The 20,382-nt window shown below is 43.3% G+C and carries 22 protein-coding genes; 14 read left to right on the forward strand and 8 right to left on the reverse strand.

Going from position 1 to position 20,382, the window contains the following annotated elements; genetic code table 11:
- The first annotated feature begins 114 nt into the window (after nt 1–114).
- Nucleotides 115–762, forward strand: a complete 648-nt coding sequence (locus AC4E8D_RS15035; protein WP_339308414.1) for a hypothetical protein — start codon at nt 115–117, stop codon at nt 760–762.
- 73 nt (nt 763–835) lie between these two features.
- Here AC4E8D_RS15035 and AC4E8D_RS15040 read toward each other — a convergent pair whose 3' ends face one another.
- A complete protein-coding gene (locus AC4E8D_RS15040) occupies nt 836–1,501 on the reverse strand; it encodes an MBL fold metallo-hydrolase (protein WP_339184992.1) in 666 nt (221 codons plus the stop codon).
- Between the two features lie 205 nt (nt 1,502–1,706).
- Here AC4E8D_RS15040 and AC4E8D_RS15045 point away from each other — a divergent pair, with 205 nt between their 5' ends.
- Nucleotides 1,707–2,177, forward strand: a complete 471-nt coding sequence (locus AC4E8D_RS15045; protein WP_339184994.1) for a GNAT family N-acetyltransferase — start codon at nt 1,707–1,709, stop codon at nt 2,175–2,177.
- Between the two features lie 143 nt (nt 2,178–2,320).
- Here the strand turns inward: AC4E8D_RS15045 and AC4E8D_RS15050 are convergent, their stop codons facing one another.
- Entirely contained in the window at nt 2,321–2,686 is a 366-nt protein-coding gene (locus AC4E8D_RS15050) for a winged helix-turn-helix transcriptional regulator (protein WP_339184997.1), read from the reverse strand.
- A gap of 105 nt (nt 2,687–2,791) precedes the next feature.
- Between AC4E8D_RS15050 and AC4E8D_RS15055 the strand changes: the two genes are divergently transcribed.
- Nucleotides 2,792–3,649 carry an arginase family protein gene (locus AC4E8D_RS15055; RefSeq protein ID WP_490206431.1) on the forward strand — a complete coding sequence of 286 codons (858 nt, stop codon included), beginning with the start codon at nt 2,792–2,794 and terminating at the stop codon, nt 3,647–3,649.
- Nucleotides 3,650–3,794: 145 nt separating this feature from the next.
- A complete protein-coding gene (locus AC4E8D_RS15060; protein WP_339185001.1) occupies nt 3,795–4,973 on the forward strand; it encodes an MFS transporter in 1,179 nt (392 codons plus the stop codon).
- Nucleotides 4,974–5,059: 86 nt separating this feature from the next.
- Here AC4E8D_RS15060 and AC4E8D_RS15065 read toward each other — a convergent pair whose 3' ends face one another.
- A complete protein-coding gene (locus tag AC4E8D_RS15065) occupies nt 5,060–5,872 on the reverse strand; it encodes an undecaprenyl-diphosphate phosphatase (protein WP_221819389.1) in 813 nt (270 codons plus the stop codon).
- A gap of 206 nt (nt 5,873–6,078) precedes the next feature.
- On the opposite strand from AC4E8D_RS15065, the gene AC4E8D_RS15070 reads away from it, so the two are divergent.
- The 5 genes from AC4E8D_RS15070 to AC4E8D_RS15090 all read left to right on the forward strand — a co-directional run bounded on the left by AC4E8D_RS15070 (nt 6,079) and on the right by AC4E8D_RS15090 (nt 10,042).
- On the forward strand, nt 6,079–7,107 hold the full coding sequence (locus tag AC4E8D_RS15070) for an ABC transporter substrate-binding protein (protein ID WP_339185004.1): 1,029 nt from the start codon (nt 6,079–6,081) through the stop codon (nt 7,105–7,107).
- A 186-nt stretch (nt 7,108–7,293) separates the two neighbouring features.
- Entirely contained in the window at nt 7,294–7,719 is a 426-nt protein-coding gene (locus AC4E8D_RS15075) for a MarR family winged helix-turn-helix transcriptional regulator (protein WP_237175444.1), read from the forward strand.
- Between the two features lie 138 nt (nt 7,720–7,857).
- Nucleotides 7,858–8,502, forward strand: coding sequence for an SDR family oxidoreductase (locus AC4E8D_RS15080; RefSeq protein ID WP_221819388.1), 645 nt, complete (start codon nt 7,858–7,860; stop codon nt 8,500–8,502).
- Between the two features lie 51 nt (nt 8,503–8,553).
- Nucleotides 8,554–8,898, forward strand: a complete 345-nt coding sequence (locus tag AC4E8D_RS15085; protein ID WP_145317423.1) for a rhodanese-like domain-containing protein — start codon at nt 8,554–8,556, stop codon at nt 8,896–8,898.
- A 121-nt stretch (nt 8,899–9,019) separates the two neighbouring features.
- Entirely contained in the window at nt 9,020–10,042 is a 1,023-nt protein-coding gene (locus tag AC4E8D_RS15090; RefSeq protein WP_339185009.1) for an NADH:flavin oxidoreductase/NADH oxidase, read from the forward strand.
- A 139-nt stretch (nt 10,043–10,181) separates the two neighbouring features.
- Here the strand turns inward: AC4E8D_RS15090 and AC4E8D_RS15095 are convergent, their stop codons facing one another.
- The gene (locus AC4E8D_RS15095) at nt 10,182–11,099 is read right to left on the reverse strand and encodes an AraC family transcriptional regulator (RefSeq protein ID WP_221819386.1); all 918 of its coding nucleotides are present in this window, start codon (nt 11,097–11,099) and stop codon (nt 10,182–10,184) included.
- A 289-nt stretch (nt 11,100–11,388) separates the two neighbouring features.
- On the opposite strand from AC4E8D_RS15095, the gene AC4E8D_RS15100 reads away from it, so the two are divergent.
- Nucleotides 11,389–11,967: a TetR/AcrR family transcriptional regulator gene (locus AC4E8D_RS15100; protein ID WP_339185011.1), complete on the forward strand. Its 579-nt coding sequence runs from the start codon at nt 11,389–11,391 to the stop codon at nt 11,965–11,967.
- Between the two features lie 99 nt (nt 11,968–12,066).
- Here the strand turns inward: AC4E8D_RS15100 and AC4E8D_RS15105 are convergent, their stop codons facing one another.
- Nucleotides 12,067–12,480, reverse strand: coding sequence for a MerR family transcriptional regulator (locus AC4E8D_RS15105; protein WP_339185013.1), 414 nt, complete (start codon nt 12,478–12,480; stop codon nt 12,067–12,069).
- A gap of 192 nt (nt 12,481–12,672) precedes the next feature.
- On the opposite strand from AC4E8D_RS15105, the gene AC4E8D_RS15110 reads away from it, so the two are divergent.
- From AC4E8D_RS15110 to AC4E8D_RS15120, 3 genes are all read left to right on the forward strand, one after another.
- Nucleotides 12,673–13,713: an NAD(P)-dependent alcohol dehydrogenase gene (locus tag AC4E8D_RS15110; protein ID WP_339185015.1), complete on the forward strand. Its 1,041-nt coding sequence runs from the start codon at nt 12,673–12,675 to the stop codon at nt 13,711–13,713.
- A gap of 193 nt (nt 13,714–13,906) precedes the next feature.
- Complete coding sequence (locus AC4E8D_RS15115) at nt 13,907–14,380, forward strand: HIT family protein (protein ID WP_339185017.1); 474 nt, start codon at nt 13,907–13,909, stop codon at nt 14,378–14,380.
- A 181-nt stretch (nt 14,381–14,561) separates the two neighbouring features.
- Nucleotides 14,562–14,933, forward strand: a complete 372-nt coding sequence (locus tag AC4E8D_RS15120) for an iron chaperone (RefSeq protein ID WP_047842909.1) — start codon at nt 14,562–14,564, stop codon at nt 14,931–14,933.
- A gap of 75 nt (nt 14,934–15,008) precedes the next feature.
- On the opposite strand, the gene AC4E8D_RS15125 is transcribed toward AC4E8D_RS15120, so the two are convergent.
- The 3 genes from AC4E8D_RS15125 to AC4E8D_RS15135 form a co-directional block, all read right to left on the reverse strand.
- Nucleotides 15,009–15,989 carry an aldo/keto reductase gene (locus tag AC4E8D_RS15125; RefSeq protein WP_221819379.1) on the reverse strand — a complete coding sequence of 327 codons (981 nt, stop codon included), beginning with the start codon at nt 15,987–15,989 and terminating at the stop codon, nt 15,009–15,011.
- Between the two features lie 209 nt (nt 15,990–16,198).
- Nucleotides 16,199–17,080 carry an SDR family oxidoreductase gene (locus AC4E8D_RS15130; protein WP_339185021.1) on the reverse strand — a complete coding sequence of 294 codons (882 nt, stop codon included), beginning with the start codon at nt 17,078–17,080 and terminating at the stop codon, nt 16,199–16,201.
- Nucleotides 17,081–17,226: 146 nt separating this feature from the next.
- A complete protein-coding gene (locus tag AC4E8D_RS15135) occupies nt 17,227–17,544 on the reverse strand; it encodes a winged helix-turn-helix transcriptional regulator (RefSeq protein WP_017688544.1) in 318 nt (105 codons plus the stop codon).
- Nucleotides 17,545–17,909: 365 nt separating this feature from the next.
- Here AC4E8D_RS15135 and helD point away from each other — a divergent pair, with 365 nt between their 5' ends.
- Nucleotides 17,910–20,324, forward strand: a complete 2,415-nt coding sequence (gene helD / locus AC4E8D_RS15140; protein WP_490206432.1) for an RNA polymerase recycling motor HelD — start codon at nt 17,910–17,912, stop codon at nt 20,322–20,324.
- Nucleotides 20,325–20,382: the final 58 nt, after the last annotated feature.

Here is a 20,382-nt window from a genome sequence, read left to right on the forward strand (position 1 = left end):
ATAGCCTAGGGCTATACCAAAAAGAATATTTAGTATGAAGTATAGAACTTGAAGAGATCATTACGTTTGAAATAGACACCACTAATGTTACAATGGTTAACTATGTTCATACGAATGAGTGAAAGGAAGGCGGTACGCATGAATCTGTATCACATCCAGTCCACCGTGCACGGAGTCAACAGAGTAACATCATTTTTGGAAGACAATTATATTGGTATTGCTTGGTCAGGTACAGGGGATCTGGAGCAAACGCCCCCGGAGCTATGGAAGGAACAGTTGGTTCAATACTATAGCTTGGATGAAGCAGAATTGGCGAGCACACTCGCGACACTACATATGTTTGTTAACCTCATGCAGGATGGAGATTATGTAATAATTAGCGATGATGAATGGACGTATGTTGGGGATATCGGGGATTATTATTACGACGATTCCGCTGGCACAGAAAACGACTTGATCTGTCACCGTCGGGGAGTTACATGGTTGGGTCGTATTCCTCTCGCTGAGCTGAATGGCAAAGTGCAGGCACTGCAAAATGATTCAGCCATCCTTGCGAAGTTTGAGTATCCCATATCACAAGCACATCTGGATCGAGGTCTTGCAGTCAGTATAACAGCCGAAGCAACCAACTCTCTCTCAACAGGGGTAGATGAAGCCACAATTCAAACAGCTCTCCAGGTGCTGAGAGAAGCGTTACACAGTGAAGAAGAAGAGCTGCGAATTCGTGCGGCTACAGCCATTTTGCAATATGCCAAGCAATAGGAAGACTATGCTAAGACTAAGAATGGTTATTGGGTTTAGACGGTAACCATTCGCGGATCAGCAATTTTAATAACTATAACCCCTGAGTAAGTTCTGAGATCTGTTCATTTACATTCCCATGACTTCGTCCACCGTGATAACAAATCACAGATGTAATGTCGAGTTCGATATACTTTTTCAAAGAGAATCGAGCTGTCTCTGTATCCAGCGTAGTTGGTTCATGAATGCCTCCAAGCCTGCCGTCTACACTGAACATTGAATCCCCGGCGATGAGCGTCTTGCTGTCCATCAAGTATAGACTGATATGACCTGGCGTATGACCAGGTGTATGAATAACGCGAATTCCACCGCAAAACGGCAGTTCCTGACCATCAGACACCGTTTCATCTACTTTGCCCTTTGGAGAATGCTCAAGGTGACCATCTTTGAGAAGAGGGAGCTGTCCCTCAATATATGGCTTATCCAGCTCATGTGCATATATCTTGACTTGTGAGCCACACTCTTTCAAAATCTCGGGAAGACACCCGATATGGTCCACATCCTGATGTGTGAAAATCACTGCTTTAAGTTGGCTGATCGGCACACCTACCTTTTCGAGTTCGATACATAAATCGTCATATTGTCCAGGGAAACCGGTATCTATTAACACAGCCATTTCTTCATCCCATATCAGAACAGGGTGAATTATATTCCCCTCAAAATCAAGCTGAAGCATTGCTATTCCCTTTGAAATTTCCATAATATCAGACCTCCGAGAGTTGGAATTCATATACATCGTTACTCGTTATATTTCTTATGTAAACGAATAAAGACGGCAAAAAGATACGTTCAGATGCTTATAGAAATATTCAATGAATGAGGGAATTGACGCTTGCTGTTGGGAATGATAATTTAGATATATCATTTAAACCAATAAGTCCAATAAGATAAAGGGGGTATGTGGGATGACACATATCGTGCATGCAGCAGCTGAAGATATTCGAAGCGAAGATTCGCTGTTACTGATCAAGGAACTGAGTGAAGAACTCGGGTTGTTATATGGCGGTGATGGAACTGCAAGATTTCAACTGTCAGACGTTGAGGTGCCACGTGCGGCTTTTATCGTTGCCAGGATCGACGGGTATCCGGTTGGTTGCGGAGCACTTAGACCCCTTGATGAAACATCTGTAGAAGTTAAACGCATGTATACACGCAGTGGTTACCGCCGTAAGGGGATTGCCCAAGCTATATTGGCCGAGGCAGAGCGTCTTGCGAACGAACTTGGTTATACCAATCTGAAACTGCAAACAGGTCCCTTGCAACCAGAAGCTGCAGCGCTGTATGAGCGTGTAGGGTATTATCGAATTCCTGTTTTCAGCGGAAATTGGGACAGAGTGTTGGCATATCAGAAAGATCTGGTACACGAAAAAGTATAATTCTACGAATCACAGCTTTTATTGTGCTGAACGGACAGAGGAACACAAGATAAAAGTAAAAAAGTCGCCGATTGGCGACTTTTTGCGTTTTAACATACTCCATTTAGTCAAATTATCTCATCTGAGTATATAGACAAAAGCGTTCAATCCGTTGCGCTATTATTGATCGAAGGTTCTTGATGTTGGACACCCCATTCACATAGGCCTTCCAAAACGGGCAATAACGTTTCAGCTTTGGCCGTCAGACGATACTCGACTTTAGGAGGGACTTGGGGATACTCTTTTCGTTCGACCATACCATCTGCTTCCAATTCTTTGAGCTGTGAACTCAGCGTTTTATACGTGATGGCGCCAATCTGTCTTTTCAGTTCATTAAAGCGGACGGGCTGGTTTTCTGCCAGGAGATACATAATCACCATTTTCCATTTGCCACCAATGACTGACAACGTGTATCCAAAAGGGGTATCTTGAATGTTTTTCACTTTACCGTGATATTCAGCCATACTCATCATTTACACTATCCTTTCGGGTAGTACCTATCATATTAGACCGTACTATTTATTTGTTTGGGCTCAGTTTATACTAACCTTACTTTGAAGTAAAGGAGATTTACGATGACTCAAAAAACAATACGTCTGCTTATGCCACAATGGCAAGGTGGAGATAATCCGAACTACTCTTTTGGAGCGGAACTGCTTGCTTGGCTCGCACCTGACAGTAATCAAACTCTCATTCATGTCCCTGTCGAAGCATATGATGGAACACCTCTGGTAAGCGAGAACGGAATTAAAAGCAGAACACAGCTGCTTCAGCAATTGCTGGCTGCCCAGCATATTATTCAAGCTCACCAGCCTGATCGCATTGTCATGTTTGGTGGTGACTGTTTGGTTGAACAAGCCCCGTTTGCTTATTTAAATGAACGATATGGCGGAGAACTGGGTTTGATATGGATTGATGCTCACGGTGATTTGGTTAGATACGAAGGCTATGACAACGGTCATACTTTACCGCTCGGGAACCTTCTTGGGGAAGGAGACCCGGAGTTTGCCAAACATGTGAGAGTCCCTTTGAAGCCTGAACATGTCTTCATGGCCGGGTTGACAACCCCCACGGAACAGGAAACCGAAGTGATTCAAAGATTGGGTATCCGAACGGCTGGAACTGAAGAATTAACCCATGACATGGATTCGATTAAGAAGTGGATTAAAGAGACTGGGTTCAAACATCTGGCAATTCACCTTGATCTGGATGTGCTTGATCCCAACATGTTCCGTTCATTGTTATTCGCCAAACCAGGGGAACCTTATGTGTTTTCACCAGCGGGAACCATGCAAATCCCTCACTTGCTTCATCTGATCAAAGAACTGTCTGAAGAAACAGATGTAGTTGGATTAGGAATAACTGAGCATATGCCGTGGGATGCCATTAACTTGAAGCATTTGCTTGGAGAAATTCCTATTTTGAACCAGTGATATAGGTTATAAGTCGCCAGAATATATCAGGATACTGATATATTAAGTCAATATTAAGGAAGATCATCAATACAAATATCAATATTATTATATGGGTGGTTCAATGCAAATCAGAATTCAAACAAACTGAGGAGACTACACCCAGATGGTCACGTTATTGTTAATCATTATTTATCTCGCATTTATAGGGCTGGGATTACCTGATGCTTTACTTGGCAGTGCCTGGTCCGTTATGAAACACGATATACATGCGACAACAGAAATGGCTGGTTATATATCTCTAATCATTTCATTTAGTACAGTAGTGTCAAGTCTGTCTGCCAGCCGATTGTTACACCGGTTCGGAACGGGTAAAGTCACATTGTTCAGTATACTCTCAACAACGATCGCGCTGTTGGGATTCTCATTCTCTGAGAATTTTGTGTTTTTACTGATTCTGGCGATCCCTCTCGGTCTGGGTGCAGGTTCGGTGGATGCGGCACTAAGTAATTATGTAGCATTGCATTTCAAGGCCAAGCATATGAACTGGTTGCATTGTTTCTGGGGAATTGGCGCAGTGACAGGCCCACTCGTTATGGCATATTGGCTGAATCAAGCAAACAACTGGCGTGCAGGATACGTAACTGTGGGGTTGATTTTGCTTGGGATCGTGGTGGTCTTATTATCAACTTTGTCTCTATGGAGGATTTTTGAGAAGGGAAGAGTAGAGGGTTCAGGTGATGAGAAGAAACGCGTGAGCAACCGTGAGGCCATACGTATCCCCGGCGTGAAAATGTCGATGCTTGCGATGCTCTGTTACAATGGTTCCGAAACTGCTGCCGGTCTGTGGATGGCTACTTTCTTCATTGTTAGCAAAGGAGTTTCTCCAGGTACTGCCGCAGCACTATCCTCCCTATTTTTCATTGGCATTATCTTGGGACGTGTAATCTCAGGCTTTCTTTCGACTCATGTATCCAGCAAAAATCTCATCAGATATGGTGGAATCGTTGGATGCTTCGGATTGGTTATCCTGGTTATGCCGATTCCTTACTGGATTGCTGCAGGGGCTTTATTTATCGTGGGATTGGGCGGAGCACCGATCTATCCGAGTATTGTTCATGCGACACCGGAACGCTTCGGTGAGAAGGCATCCCCAAGTGTAATTGGACTTGAAATGGCCAGTGCCTATACAGGTTCAACACTCATCCCGTTAGGTATGGGACTTATAGCCAGCCAATGGGGAATGTCAATGGTACCCCTGATCCTGCTGATTCTGTTCAGTGTTATGTTCGCGGCTACAGAGCTGGTTAACAGAAGCAACAAGGCTACGCGCCTGACCGTTTAGCTCCTGCTATAGGTCATTATGGCTCTGCCACTATACAACAAAGGAACAACCATCGCTGGTTGTTCCTTTTGGTGTGTGGACTTTTTTTATAAGAAAATCAGCAACAAAGTACCTGCGGCAAAACAGTAATACGAAAAGTATTTCAGGTTGCCTTTGGCCATAATGCCCATAAACCATCTCATGGAGAAATACGTGACGAAAAGCGTCGTGATGAATGCGATCAGATAAGGGATAGCCAGCTGTGATCGATTCGGATCATTGGCGATGTCGGATACCCCCATAATGAGTCCGCCAATACTTATGGGAATGTACAACATGAAGGAGAACTTCAAAGCTGTTTCCTGTTTCATGCCAACAGCGATGGACGCAATTACAGTTGCACCTGAGCGGCTAATGCCCGGAATAAGAGCGACCGCCTGAGCCAGACCTACCAACAATGCATCTTTTGTAGACAGATCACCGTCTTGCTTGCGACCACGGAGATTACGAATCAGCCATAAGGCAACCCCGGTGATCAATAGCGCGATGGAAACGGTATATACGGACGAGAAAATTTCTTCAATCCGGTCCTTGAACAGGACTGCAACGACAGCAGCAGGGATCGTACCAATAATTATGTATAAGCAAAACATGAAGTCTGCTCGATATTCTTCTTTACGAGTACGCAGGTAACCTAGTGCACCAATGATCAACTTTTTGATATCTTCCCGGTATATAAAAATAATAGCGATAAGTGATGCCGTGTTCGTTAAAATCTCAAATGACAATCCATTCTGCTTCATGCCCATAAGTCTCTGAGCGATGATCAGGTGACCGCTTGAGGAGACGGGGATTGGTTCTGTCGCACCTTGAACAATACCTAAAAACAAATACTTTAACCACAATATAATCTCTTCCATGTTTTCCTCCTTGAATACGTTTCATTGGCTTTCCAATGTGTTCCTTTATTTGTATTATTATTTACTCTATTGATGATAGCTGTTTAACGTGGTGACTTGCAAGTTAGAATTCATAGAGTGAGTGAAATAAACTTGTCTTGTAAAAACATTCAGAGCATGTTATCGTTGATAACGATTATCAATATCAATGAAGAGGTGGGTTTATTTTGCTGAAACAGAGAACACCAATATGGTTCATGATGTCACTCATCTTGCTACTAATACTGAGTGCATGTGGACAATCTGCCAAGACCAATAGTACAACCGCGGGCAGCACCAATGCAGCTGCGGATACAGAAACCAAGACGGACTCGAATGCAGCTTCTTCCGCTGAAACCAGTGCCACTACTGAAGAGGAGCTGGTTACATATCAATCGGATGCAGGCGAAGTACAGGTACCGAAGAATCCTAAGCGCATTATTGATTTGACCTCATTTTCGACAGGCTACTTTGTAGCCCTTGATGCACCGGTAGTCGGCGCTTTATCAGGAGCGATGAACAACAAATATATCAAGGATCAACTTGCAGCAGCGGGTACCAGTGATCTGGGTGAAGAGCCTACACCAGAGAAACTAATCAGTTTAAAACCTGACTTATTTATTGTGTACACTGGAACAGAAGGCATCGACAAGCTGGAGCAGATTGCACCTGTCGTACAGATTACATTTGGAAAGCGTGATTTCAAGGATCTAATGCTTGAAATGGGTAAGCTCACCAATAGAGAAGACGCCGCAATAGCCTGGAATGCTAACTGGGAAGCGAAGATCAACGAATTGAAGCCCAAGGTTCAGGAAACTGTAGGCGATCGCACCGTGTCCATACTGAATCCGTACGCCAAAGGATTATTTGTATTTGGTCATAACTATGGTCGAGGCGGTGAAATTATTTACGGGGAGTTTGGTCTCAAGGCACCAGCCAAGGCTCAAGCTGAAGCAATTGATAGCGGGACCGGATGGGCTTCAATTTCCATGGAACTATTGCCGGAGTATGCAGGTGATATCATCTTCACCAGCCCGTGGTCGGGAGATACGACTGATCCCAAGATCGTATATGATAATACATTATGGAAGAACTTGCCTGCGGTGAAGGCAAATCATGTGTTCCAGCTTGACCCGACTTCAGACTCGTACAACGATCCGTTAACGTTGGAAGGTCAGCTGCAATTTATTTCCGATAGCCTGCTTACCGCGAAGTAAGATTAGACTGCATAAACGGTAATACTGGAGCATTTCCAAACGTCGTTACAAGACGGGGAAATGCTCTTCTTATGAGCTTAGAATGTTATATACGTTGATCTTGGATGGTTTTTGACCAATGTAATTAAGCTTGATACAATAGGATAACAGCTGGTGGACATTAAATATCAAGCGGGGTGATCTAGATTGCAGCAAAAGAGTGAACGTTTGGATGTTTGGTTGGCTTTCTCTAACATTCATACCCATCTGAACGAGAAGCTGGAACAAGCTCTGCTTCAACAATATGACTTATCTTTGAAGGAATTTTATGTGTTAAATTTCATATATAATGCGGAGGGTAAGGAATTACGCCTACAACAGCTTCAAGAACTGGTGGGGTTGAGCCAAAGTGCTACTTCCAGGCTCGTCGTTAGGATGGAAGCCAAAGACTGTGGGGCGCTGGAAAGACATGCATGTGAAGATGACCGGCGTGGCATTTACACTCGTATTACGGAGCTTGGAGAGAATAAATACAAGAAAGCACTTCAAACGTTTAATCAGGTCTTGCAAACTGAATTGGAACAGGATGGATTTGAGACTCGATTAGAGAATCTCACTAAAGAATTGTTCTAAGGCCAGGGTGAATATAGGGTAATGTAGTCATTTACCCTATAAGAAGACTTGACACTCCTTAATATATCCTTTAAATTAAATGCATGCGCATGAATTAAATATGGATGCGGTGATTCATTTATTAAGGAGGTATTGAACATGAAGGTATTCGTCGTAGGATCAAATGGACAGATTGGTCAACAGCTTATTCATCTTTTGAAGAATAGTGAAGAGCACACTGTTCTTGCTATGGTACGAAAACAAGAGCAGGCAGATTCATTTGCAGCACAGGGTGTGGAAACGGTGCTTGCCGACTTGGAAGGTACGGTTGACTCACTTGTAGCTGCTGCAACGGGTTGTGATGCGATCGTATTTGCAGCTGGTTCTGGCGGTACAACGGGATATGATAAAACACTCCTGATTGATCTGGATGGTGCCGGGAAAACCATTGAAGCGGCTCAAAAAGCGGGTATTGATCGATTTATCATGGTGAGTGCGATCCAAGCCAATAATCGTGAGAACTGGCATGATAACATCCTTCCATATTATGTAGCGAAACACTATGCTGATAAATTGTTAGAGAGCAGTGGGTTAACTTATACCATTATACGTCCAGGGATTCTAATGAATGAGCCGGGAACAGGTAAAGTTTCTGCTGCTGAGAATATTACATCCGGTAACATCACTCGTGAAGATGTAGCTCATGTGATTTTGGCCAGTTTGAGTGAGAAGAATACCTACAGGTGTTCATTTGATCTAATCGCTGGTGAGGATACAATATCTGAGGCATTGAGTGGGCTCTGATCCAAAACAAAATTTTCGACGATATCAGATGAGTTAAGAGAGGGCTATACAATGATTATGTTGATGCTTTTGACCTTCATTTTAGGTATCTTCATTGTTGTACGTCAATTTTGGCCACTGCGCAATCTTGAATATATAGATTATCAAGTATTTCTCAGACAAGAGCGTGATTTTCGGCAATATAAAGTGATCGATATTCGAGATGCGACGGATTATATGGCTAATCCTACTCCGGATACGATTAATATCTCATTGGGGCGCCTTGCTTTCACCTGGGAAAAATACCTTCTTCGAGAAGATAACGTAATTATAATGTCACCTGGTATGCTTCAATCCAAAAAGGCTATACGTATTTTGCGAAAGCATGGGTTTGAATGTCTTTATGTGATGAAGTAAATGAACTAAAAGATACATGCGAGTTCTTAATCATAAGGAATTATTTAGCGAAGGCACTTTTTTGATGCTTGCGCATGCATTTTTATTATACATGATTCATGAAAAGGGGAGTTTTATTTTGATGACAGATTTGTTTAGTCCATATTCTTTTAAAAGCCTGGAGCTTAAAAACCGTGTCGTAATGGCACCAATGTGTCAATATTCAGTTGAGCAAAAAGATGGTATTGCAACAGATTGGCATTATATGCACTACGTTAGTCGTGCCGTGGGAGGAACAGGTCTCATTATCATTGAAATGACAGATGTGGAGCCGGATGGCCGGATCTCAGATTATGATCTTGGGTTATGGTCAGATGAACAGATCCCGGCTCTGAAACGAATCGTAGATGCGTGTCACAGTTATGGTGCCAAGGTCGCTATCCAGATCGCTCATGCGGGCCGCAAAGCAGAAGATGCCGAGGTTCCAGTAGCTCCATCGGCGATCGCCTTTGATGAGAATTCCAAGCAGCCAAGAGCGCTCACAACGGATGAAGTAAAAGGAATGGTTGAGAAATTCCGTAGTGCAGTAGCCCGTGCTGTGAAAGCTGGTTTTGATGCGATTGAGCTTCATGGCGCGCATGGATATTTGATTCATCAGTTCCATTCTCCACTATCAAACAAGCGAGAAGATGAATATGGTCAAGATTTAACGTTATTTGGACGGGAGATCATTCAGGCTGCAAAGGCAGAGATACCAAAAGACATGCCCCTGATGATGCGTATTTCAGCCAAAGAATATGTCGAAGGTGGCTATGGCATTAACGAAAGTTCCGAGTTTGCCAAAGCTTATAAAGAGGCAGGCGTTGACGTATTTGACATCTCATCTGGTGGCGAGGGACCTATTGGTGCATCGGGCAGACCAGGAACTCACGCAGCTTATCAAGTACCTCTCGCTAAAGCAATCAAAGAAGCTCTTGATGTACCCGTGATTGCTGTTGGAAGACTGGACGACCCGAAATTGGCGAATGCAGTTATCGGCAATGAAGAAGCTGATCTCGTTGCAGTTGGCAGAGGGCTGTTAAGAAATCCTTACTGGGCTTTGGAAGCAGCTTCTGCTTTGCGCAAGACAACGGACGTTCCAAAACAATATACGAATGGTTTTTAATGTATTAAAGACTTCATGTTAACGATTTAATGATCTTCATTAATCCTTGCATATAGGGAAGGACTCCGACTGACAAAACAGAAGGAGTCCTTTTTGGGATTAAACTAGAGGTAAGGGAACGATACTAGCCAGTAACCAGTCAAGTAGTCGTCTCATCGGTTTTACCTCGCAGGCGTTTAATGTCTTCTCTGGGTGGGAATCCGAACATGCGAGAGTATTCACGACTGAATTGGGAAGGGCTCTCATAACCTACCCGAAATGCTACATCTGCTGCATCGGTGGACTTGGATAATAACAAGCGGCGAGCTTCTTGCAGCCTAAGTTGTTTTTGAAACTGAATCGGGCTCATGGCAGTCACTTCTTTAAAATGTCTGTGCAGTGAGGCAGTGCTCATATTTGCCAAATCCGCCAATTCCTCAACCCGAAAATTCTGATCAGAATGATTCATAATATATTCAATAACGTCTCTGATGCGATAGGTATGGCTGCCCTCCATGGTAGCTTGTTCCAGAGCAATCCCATGAGGACCTTTCAGCACTTTATAGAGAATTTCCTTTTTGAACAAAGGAGCGAGTAGTGGGATATCTTCCGAATGATCTTCTAACAAACGGGCTAACCTGACAACCGCATCCAGCAGAGAAGGCTCAGCTTGGCTGACAAACATCGCACGCCTCGTTGTTTTCCGCGGTCTTGCTGGAAAATCGGAATGGTTCAATACCTCGAGAATCTCACTGGATGTGAATTCAAGTTTCAGGGCCAGATAGGGAGCCTCAGACGAGGCTTGAATCACTTGTCCACTAACCGGCAAGTCAACGGTTGCCACGATATAACTTCCTGGACCATACCGGAAACGATCCTGTCCCAGCAGGACCTCTTTCTCACCCTGAACGATAATGCAGAAGGATGGTTCATTCACCCTAAATATAGGTTCAGTAACGACCGATTCACGGATTAGAAATAATGAAGGGATCGCCGTCAGGTGCACCCCATCCTTGTCAGAATGACGGTCAATGAGTGTGGCTAATTCGTTCTGTTGTTCGTGTATTTGATCAGACATGCAAAGTTCTCCTTTTTCCCTCACAACATAATAATCACATTCTATCGTATATTGACCGAAGGCGGTAAGAAACGGATAGGAATAGGCAAACATTTGATGTGAATGGATAAGACATTCTGATTGCTGGTTGCATATTCACAAGTACACAGGTCATGATATACAACAAGTACAGAAGATATACACTTATGGTTCAGCTAATACATGATCAGAAGAGAATGAAAAGGGTATCTGCATCTTTTATTTACTGATCGTTCCCGATGTGTTAGATTGATTTTGGGAGGGAAGTTGAATGGCTAGAAGTAAAGAGTTTGAAGTGAACGAAGTATTGGATAAAGCAATGAAGATCTTCTGGGAACAAGGTTACGAGAAGACGTCGATGAGTGATCTGGTTGAGCATATGGGAATTCATCGCAGAAGTATATATGATACATTTGACGATAAACATTCGCTGTTTTTGCAGGCAATGGATCGTTACAGAGGAAAGGTCAGTACCACATTACTTGCAGAAATCAAGGCATCCAAGACGGCAGTGGAAGCACTGCATAAAATTTTCGATGTTATGATCAGTGAAGCAGAGGAGACACCATCGGGTTGCTTGATTGTGAACTCGGCTGTGGAGCTGGGCGCACGTGATCAGGAAGTGGACAACCGATCTCTTGAATCGTTTAATGAAGCTGAGCGTATGTTCGAGCAGATTATTCAATGGGGGCAGCGGGAGGGAGAATTCTCTTCTGATCATGATGCGAAGGAAATGGCAGAGTACCTACACAATATTTCTGTCGGCATCAGAGCCATGGCAAGAACCTCGACGGATAAGGAAAAATTAAACCGGATTATCCATGTAACGATGAAACTTTTGGAAAAATGATGAGTAGAGACATACCCAAAAAAGTAGCTTGAAATCCGTTAGAGGACTTCAAGCTACTTTTTTTGTGCGCTAATTTTAGAAAATAGAAAGCATGAACCATCAATTGATGATGGCATTTTCCATCGGTTTAATTTTGTGAATCTCTTCGGTTCCAGCCTCCAAAGCTGTTTCGTAGTAGGAGCGTTTGTGCTCAATGACTTCCATGGTTCTTCTTAGTTCCTCCATTTGTGCTTCCACTATAGCTTTTCGCTCCGTAAACATGTCATATCTTTGCTTCAGCGAGGAGTCCCCTTCAGAGCACCATTCAATAAAGTCCTTAATGTCTTTAATAGGCATGCCGGTCAGCTTCAGACATTGGATGATCTTTAGAAAGTCAATGTCGGAGTCTTTGAACAAGCGTGTTCCGCTTGTGGTTCGTTCTACAAAAGGCATGAGTCCTTCCTTGTCGTAATAACGCAATGTATATACCGTAAGGTCTAATTTTCTGGCAACTTCACCGATTGAATAGGTCATTTAGAATGAATTCCTTTCTATTAGGGGTAGACTTCGAGTTAACTCTAGGATTGATCCGAGTGAATTCTAACATGTTGGATTACTGGATGTCAAAGTAAGTTCGAGATAAAAAAATAAGATAAACATTTGACCTAGAGTTAACTAGAGGGGGTAAGATTATTTTGAACTTTAAATTACTAGGAGGTTATCCCATTGATTATAGCTAAAGCCAGAGCCGTTGACGGACCAGATCAACAATTCAGAAGTGCTGAAATTAAACGACGTGATCTGGATACCAATGATGTATTAATCGAGATTAAATATGCAGGTATCTGCCATTCTGACATCCATACTGCCCACGGTGAATGGGGCCCTGTGAATTATCCACTCGTTCCTGGACACGAAATTGCCGGAATTGTGACCGATGTAGGAACCGGAGTCTCCAAATACAAGGTCGGTGACCGAGTAGGGGTTGGATGTATGGTTGACTCTTGTGGTGAATGTGATAACTGCCGCAAAGGTGAAGAGCAATACTGTCTTAAAGGAAATATTCCCACGTACGCTGGGGTAGACAAATACGGTGAGCCTACGCAGGGTGGATATTCCACTCACATTGTTGTCGTAGAGGATTTCATTGTTCGCATCCCTGATAACATTGGACTTGATGCTGCTGCACCTTTGCTCTGTGCCGGTATTACGACATATTCACCACTGCATCACTGGGGAGCTGGCCCAGGTAAGAAAGTTGCCGTTGTAGGTATGGGTGGTCTTGGTCATATGGCTGTCAAAATTGCACATGCGATGGGTGCCGAAGTAACGGTTCTCTCCCAATCCTTGAGCAAAAAAGAAGATGGACTGCAATTTGGTGCAGATCACTACTTTGCCACAAGCGAACCGGAAACATTCGAGAAACTTGCAGGCACATTTGATCTGATGATTAACACGGTAAGTGCGAATATTGACATTAACGCTTATTTCTCACTGCTCACACTGGATGGTACACTCGTGAACGTGGGTGCTCCTGCTGAGCCACTAGCCGTAAACGTATTCTCTCTTATCGGTCATCGCCGTTCATTCGCAGGTTCCATGATTGGTGGTATCCGTGAGACGCAGGAAATGCTTGATTTCTGTGCAGAACATGATATTGCACCTAACATTGAGGTCATCTCCGCCGATCAGATTGACGAAGCATATAAACGTGTACTGGCTTCCGACGTGAAATATCGCTTTGTTATTGATATCAGCACTATGTAAGTGTGAACTTTGCAATAGTGATAGTTAAAGATAGAAGAAAGCAGCTGCCGCCAAGGTCAGCTGCTTTTTGCTTTTCAGTTTGTTAATTGCTGATCGTTCTATAACCCGCCATCTCATCGCAACGAACAGAAGGTAACGGCGTCTAATAACTAGTAACTAGTTAGAAAAATATGAAAGGAGTGTAAGGAGAAAGATGACGGTATCATTTTCACATCAGCCTGAAGGGTATGAATGTCCATTTTGTCGTATTTGGGGTATCGAGCGACCTGATCAGGGAACAAAACAAAGGGATATCATCTATCAGAATGAAAAGGTAACCGCATTTATAGCGGGCAAATGGTGGCCAAACAATAAAGGACATGTTCTTATTGTTCCGAATGAACATTTCGAGAATATTTTTGAACTCCCTGCGGATTACGCTGTTGAAATTCACCGCGCGGCTCAGCTTATAGCATTTGCAATGAAAAGTACATATGGATGTGATGGGATTTCGACACGACAACATAATGAACCTGCTGGCAATCAAGACGTATGGCATTATCATCTCCATGTTTACCCTAGATACGTGAATGATCAACTGTATCTGTCAAATGGTTCTCCGTCCGATCCAGATGAACGCGCTCTCTATGCTGATCAGTTGCGTTCTTGGATAAAGGAAAACATCTAAAGTCTTTGCGGGTAAGGACTACTCTATGATCATAGATATCGGCCTATTAAAGAGAACTTTGTTGTTACAAATTTTTTTGCATTAAAACAACCGATAAGGGGTATTGAATTTGATATTCATGATAGAATGAGTATGTATGGGGCAAATTAAATAGTATATTTCATGATATTAGGGGGAACCAATGGAGACCTTTGCAGAATTTATAGCACGCATCGATAACCCGGAACACCAGGCACGAACGGAAGAAGTTTTGAACTGGGTCACTGAAAAATTCCCGAATTTAAAACAAAAAATAGCCTGGAATCAACCGATGTTTACCGACCATGAGACCTTCATCATTGGCTTTAGTGTATCCAAGCAACATTTGGCTGTTGCTCCCGAGAAGGCAGGAATTAATCGTTTTTCGGAAGAGATCACTCAGGCGGGGTATGATCACACCAAAGAGTTGGTGCGAATGAAGTGGAAACAGGAGATTGATTTTTCGTTACTTGAAAGAATGATTGAGTTTAATATAGCGGATAAGGCAGAATGTTCAACATTCTGGCGCAAATAAATCGCGATATAAAAAGAAGACCCCCAACTTCCAGATACGGAAAGAGGAGGTCTTCTATATTTTAAGCAAAAGGGATTATTGAGCACCTACTACAGGGTGAGGTACATAGGGCTCTTCAAGGAATGAGACGTCTTCTGAGGTCAACTTAACAGAAAGAGCACCTACCGCATCTTCCAGATGCGATATTTTGGTGGCACCGATAATTGGAGCCGCTACAGTGTCTTTTTGCAGCAACCACGAAAGTGCAATGTGTGTGCGAGGGACACCGTATTTTTCTGCAATGGATGCAACTCGTTCAACAACAAGCCGATCCGCATCACTTGTCGCATTGTACTTGGATTTCTGAATTTTGTCTGTCTCGGATCGGAGTGTCGATACGGACCAGTCACGAGTTAATCTGCCTGAAGCAAGAGGACTGTAGGGAGTTACACCAATCTTCTCTTCCTTGCATAAAGGCAACATTTCTCGTTCCTCTTCACGGTAGATGAGGTTCAAGTGGTTTTGCATGGAGACAAACTTGGTCCAACCATGTTTCTCTGCTACATGTAATGCTTTTTGGAACTGCCAAGCGAACATGGCTGAGGCCCCAATATATCTCACTTTACCGGACTTCACCACATCATGTAAGGCTTCCATGGTTTCTTCAATAGGCGTATTGTAGTCCCAACGATGAATGATATAAAGATCTACATAATCCGTTTCCAATCGTTTCAGGCTTTTATCGATCTCACTCAGGATGGCTTTTCTGGAAAGGCCAGAACCGTTGGGTCCTTGATGCATTTGTCCGTGTACTTTGGTAGCAATGACAACTTCATCCCGATTTGCGTAATCCTTTAACGCCCGACCAAGATATTCCTCACTTGTACCCAAAGAGTATATATTCGCTGTATCGAAGAAATTAATGCCTAGATCCAACGCTTTTTTGATCACCGGGCGAGAATTTTCTTCATTCAGTACCCATTCATGAACCCATTTACTGGCGTCCCCAAATCCCATACATCCGAGGCAAAATCGAGATACGTCCAAGCCTGTGTTACCAAGTTTCGTATATTCCATGTTATGTTCAAATCCTTTCTAATGTTTATTATTGCCACCTGTAAGGTGACCTATTTACACATTATTATGTCATAACAAATGGAACAACCTGTACCACATTACTATCAAAGTTTTGCCTAATCCTATCAGAATATCTGAATTCGTTTCTCTCGTTGGAGATTCAAAGGGCTTGTTCATGAATAGCAGCGAGAGGGGATTTCCAAGGAAAACTATTGTTTAATGATTGTTTGATGAATCCAATCACTAATTTTGGTTAATTTAAGATTTGCTTTGATGTTATCCTCCAACTCTTCATATCGTGGAAGAAGATCTGTATGCCCATCAATCCATTGGTACAATCCTTTAAGACCTGCTGCTGTCTCACTTCCCAACAAAGGCTGAATCGCTGCTTCAAAATGATCAAAAGGTAGAGACATGAAGCTGATCTTTTCACCTAATACAGCACTGAATTGTTCCGCTAATTGTGCACCTGTCAGGGCTTCTAATCCGGGTGCTGGGATAATACTTCCTGCCAATTCCGAATGAGTCAAGGCATAATAGTGGAATTGAGCTGCATCGTTTAAGCTAATCCAGGAGATCGGCTTGTCTGCTGGTACCGGGTAGGCCAAAACACCATTGTTCAGTATTCCAGGAATCAGGAAGTTTTCCAAATATACAATGGGTTCCACAATGATATATGGAAGACCACTTTGCTGCAATTCATGGATAACTTCACGTTTCAATTCAATTCCTTTGGAATGCGTGATAGGGTCAGGAACATAGGTGCCCGTGTTAACTACAATCAATTTAACGTTTGCCTGTATAGCAGCATCAATTGCATTTTTGGTATATTGTCTGATCTTATCCGGATTGAACTCCACCGGGAGGTTCAGGAATACTTTACTTATACCTTGATGCGCCGCATGGAGCTGTTCCACATCTGATAGATCCCCGATGAAAGCTTCAATGTTTTGTTCCTTTAGTGTTTTGGCTGTTGCCTCATTTCGAGTAATCGTGCGAACCTCACAACCGTGTTGAACGAGTATTTGAGCGACAGCGCCGCCTTGAGAGCCCGATGCTCCATATACTAAAAATCGATCATTCTGTGTCATAGTGGTCAATAACTTCCTTTCAATATGTCATTGGAATGGATGAGTTAACACTCAGCATTGACCTCAGCATAACGGATTTAGAATAGGAGCGTAAGTACGCACATTAATGATATAAAGTATCCCTTGGGATACTATGAGAAGGCGTTTTACATATGTTTCGATCCCCAATCACCTAGCTGGAACAAGATCGAAGTCAGGCTTTGTCCTTTTTCTGTAAGAGAATATTCGACTTTAGGCGGAACTACAGGGTGGGTAACACGGTTTATCAAACCAGCTTCTTCAAGTTCTCGTAATTGCCTGGTTAACGTGCGATGCGTAATGGGGTCAAGCATTTTCTGCAATTCATTGAATCGAATTGTTGAATGGCGGATGAGCCGATTTATAATTAATAGCTTCCATTTCCCACCAATCATATTGACTGCAAACTCAACAGGACAACGGTCCTCCACAGGTTCTATATTCATGTTTATGTATCCCTCCCAAATGCATCAACTTATGCTTCATGTTTCGTTCATTTTATCGAATTTATAAAGGGGTGTATAGCTTACCGCATTCAGGGTATGAACCATGCCCAGGACACAAAAAAGATGCCCCCAGTGTAGCTCAAGAGACATCTAGTTAATATGAATTATTTTTCAATTCAGACAGAACAGAAAAAAAGCATTGAACGTGAAAAAAAGCCATGATATAATCTATAGCGCAATTGACATTTCTATTGAATATAAAGGATGAATCATTATTTCTCCTAATTTAATTTTACATCCGACATTCCGATTTGTCAATGCTCTTTTTTTGGTCCTAATAAATGGAAAATGGAGTGAACTCATTCATGGATAAAACAAACGAATGGAAGTTGGAAGAGGAAAGATTAGTACAGGTGAGGAACAAACTTCAGGCACGACTCGACGAGTTAGAACCGAAGGTTGCCGGACTGCATGAACAGGCTGCCGAAATTCGTAAACGGTTCTGGGAAGAAGTGACAATTAATACGGGTTCGTACACGGATTTTGAAGATGCATTTTATACCATTAATCAGCAGTCCAGAGTGTTGGCCGAGAGGGAGCGTGGACACAAGCTGTTAACACAACAATGGAAAAATACAAAGAGACTGCTTCCAACGCCGTATTTTGGCCGTTTCGACTATAAGGAAAAAGGCATGACATGGACTGAACAGATCTACATCGGTGTATCATCCTTCATGGATGAAGATGGATTGAACTTTCTAATCTATGACTGGCGTACGCCAATTGCGAGTCTGTACTATGATCACTCTCCCGGGCCAGCAAGTTATGACACACCTTCAGGACGAATCGACGGAAAGATGGAGCTCAAGCGTCAGTTCCAGATTCAACATGGGCAGCTTCATAGCATGTTTGATTCAACTGAGACGATTGGTGACGAATTGTTGCAGCAAGTGCTCGCCAAGGGTGCAGACTCACAAATGAAGAGCATTGTAGCAACAATCCAGAAGGAACAAAACGCCATTATCCGTGATGACCGAAGCCGAATGCTTATCGTTCAAGGGGCAGCTGGGAGTGGCAAGACGTCCGCTGCGTTACAGCGAGTGGCCTACTTACTATATAAACACCGCCAGACCGTCAAAGCAGATCAAATTGTACTTTTCTCGCCGAATCCGATGTTTACCAGTTATATTTCCACCGTGCTTCCGGAACTTGGCGAAGAGAACATGCAGCAGACAACTTTCCAGGAATATCTGAATTATTGGCTGGATTCCTCCTTACGACCAGAGGATGCCTTTGATCAGATTGAATATGTGCTGACAGCCCAAGAAGATCCGGGTTATGAAGCTCGTCTGGAGGCGATTAAGTACAAAGCTTCCGAGACATTCCTGCAAGTGCTCCAAAACTACGGTAAGTGGCTGGGGCGGGAGGGCATGCGGTTTAACGGTATTCAATTTCGGGGACGTGAATTCATCACTGCGGACCAAATTAAGACTCAATTTTACAGTTTGGATCAAAATCTTACCTTGTCTAACCGTATTCTTCTTTTGCAGGAATGGTTGCTGAGAGAACTCGTTTCGTTGGAACGTCTGGAACGGGAAGCAGACTGGGTTCAGGAGGAATTGAATTATCTGGACACGGATGAGTATGTGGAAGCTTTCCGCATGTTGCACAAAGAAAAGCCTGTGTTCGATGTGGCGGAAAAATACGCAGCTCGAGATAACGGTAATAACAGCGCAGAGCAAGATGAGGGTGCCTTTAACTTTGGAGTGCGGGAAGAGGAGTTGCTTCGTCAGAAACTGGTGAAAGACATGTTTAAACCGTTAAGAAAGAGTGTGCGGAAATTCCAGTTCGTGGATGTGAAAGGGATATACGAACAACTATTTGTAGATGAAGCCGCTTATCGGGAACAAACGAATGGGGCAATCCCCCCACAGCACTGGCCTGAGATTTGTAAACAGACCAAGGCCATGATCCTTCAGAACAAGCTTTTCCATGAAGATGCTACTCCGTATTTATATGTAAAAGAGATGATCGAAGGCGTCCGGACGAACACAGAGATTCGTTATGTCTTTGTCGATGAAGGCCAGGATTATTCAGCGTTTCAATACGAATATCTCAAGAAACTGTTTCCTCGTGCCCGCATGACGGTGCTGGGGGATTTCGGGCAGGCGATTTTTATGCAGGCTACGGATTTGGCAGCATCCAACTCGCCACTGGTTCACCTTTACGGAGAAGGCGAAACTACATTGATCCGGCTGGTACGCAGTTATCGTTCAACCAGAGAGATTGTTGAATTCACGAAATGCATGCTACCAGGGGGGGAAGAGATCAGACCGTTTGAAAGGGGAGATGAGAAGCCTCTTTTAACAAGAGTGAAGGACGAAAAGATGCGTGGTGCGCAGATTCTCGCAGACATCGCCTCGCTTAAGGCTGAGGGGTTTGATTCCATCGCTGTGATTACGAAGACCGCGGCTGAAAGCCGTGACGCCTATGAAAGGTTGCAAAGTCAAGGCGGCGAAGGGTTACAGCTCATAACAAAGGACACACAGATTTTCGAAAAAGGAATCATGGTTATTCCTGTGTATCTCGCCAAAGGCGTTGAGTTCGATGCTGTCCTGGTCTATGATGCTTCACCCGTCGCTTACAGCCAGGAATATGATCGCAAGCTTCTGTATACGGCATGCACACGGGCCATGCACCGACTTCATCTATACACAGTGGGTGACTGGTCACCATTTGTGCAGGCAGTACCTGCGAATCTATATGACGTAAGATCGTAATCCATAAGTAAATCCATTTTAAATGAAGGACCAAAGAAAGATGCTCGGAACCTTTTTT

This window comes from Paenibacillus sp. SRL342 (assembly GCF_984798905.1).

Bases quoted from the DNA above. Each gene is read 5' to 3' on its own strand.
- AC4E8D_RS15035 (WP_339308414.1), top strand. From the start codon at position 115: ATGAGTGAAAGGAAGGCGGTACGCATGAATCTGTATCACATCCAGTCC.
- AC4E8D_RS15040 (WP_339184992.1), bottom strand. From the start codon at position 1,501: ATGGAAATTTCAAAGGGAATAGCAATGCTTCAGCTTGATTTTGAGGGG.
- AC4E8D_RS15045 (WP_339184994.1), top strand. From the start codon at position 1,707: ATGACACATATCGTGCATGCAGCAGCTGAAGATATTCGAAGCGAAGAT.
- AC4E8D_RS15050 (WP_339184997.1), bottom strand. From the start codon at position 2,686: ATGAGTATGGCTGAATATCACGGTAAAGTGAAAAACATTCAAGATACC.
- AC4E8D_RS15055 (WP_490206431.1), top strand. From the start codon at position 2,792: ATGACTCAAAAAACAATACGTCTGCTTATGCCACAATGGCAAGGTGGA.
- AC4E8D_RS15060 (WP_339185001.1), top strand. From the start codon at position 3,795: ATGGTCACGTTATTGTTAATCATTATTTATCTCGCATTTATAGGGCTG.
- AC4E8D_RS15065 (WP_221819389.1), bottom strand. From the start codon at position 5,872: ATGGAAGAGATTATATTGTGGTTAAAGTATTTGTTTTTAGGTATTGTT.
- AC4E8D_RS15080 (WP_221819388.1), top strand. From the start codon at position 7,858: ATGAAGGTATTCGTCGTAGGATCAAATGGACAGATTGGTCAACAGCTT.
- AC4E8D_RS15085 (WP_145317423.1), top strand. From the start codon at position 8,554: ATGATTATGTTGATGCTTTTGACCTTCATTTTAGGTATCTTCATTGTT.
- AC4E8D_RS15090 (WP_339185009.1), top strand. From the start codon at position 9,020: ATGACAGATTTGTTTAGTCCATATTCTTTTAAAAGCCTGGAGCTTAAA.
- AC4E8D_RS15095 (WP_221819386.1), bottom strand. From the start codon at position 11,099: ATGTCTGATCAAATACACGAACAACAGAACGAATTAGCCACACTCATT.
- AC4E8D_RS15100 (WP_339185011.1), top strand. From the start codon at position 11,389: ATGGCTAGAAGTAAAGAGTTTGAAGTGAACGAAGTATTGGATAAAGCA.
- AC4E8D_RS15105 (WP_339185013.1), bottom strand. From the start codon at position 12,480: ATGACCTATTCAATCGGTGAAGTTGCCAGAAAATTAGACCTTACGGTA.
- AC4E8D_RS15115 (WP_339185017.1), top strand. From the start codon at position 13,907: ATGACGGTATCATTTTCACATCAGCCTGAAGGGTATGAATGTCCATTT.
- AC4E8D_RS15120 (WP_047842909.1), top strand. From the start codon at position 14,562: ATGGAGACCTTTGCAGAATTTATAGCACGCATCGATAACCCGGAACAC.
- AC4E8D_RS15125 (WP_221819379.1), bottom strand. From the start codon at position 15,989: ATGGAATATACGAAACTTGGTAACACAGGCTTGGACGTATCTCGATTT.
- AC4E8D_RS15130 (WP_339185021.1), bottom strand. From the start codon at position 17,080: ATGACACAGAATGATCGATTTTTAGTATATGGAGCATCGGGCTCTCAA.
- AC4E8D_RS15135 (WP_017688544.1), bottom strand. From the start codon at position 17,544: ATGAATATAGAACCTGTGGAGGACCGTTGTCCTGTTGAGTTTGCAGTC.
- helD (WP_490206432.1), top strand. From the start codon at position 17,910: ATGGATAAAACAAACGAATGGAAGTTGGAAGAGGAAAGATTAGTACAG.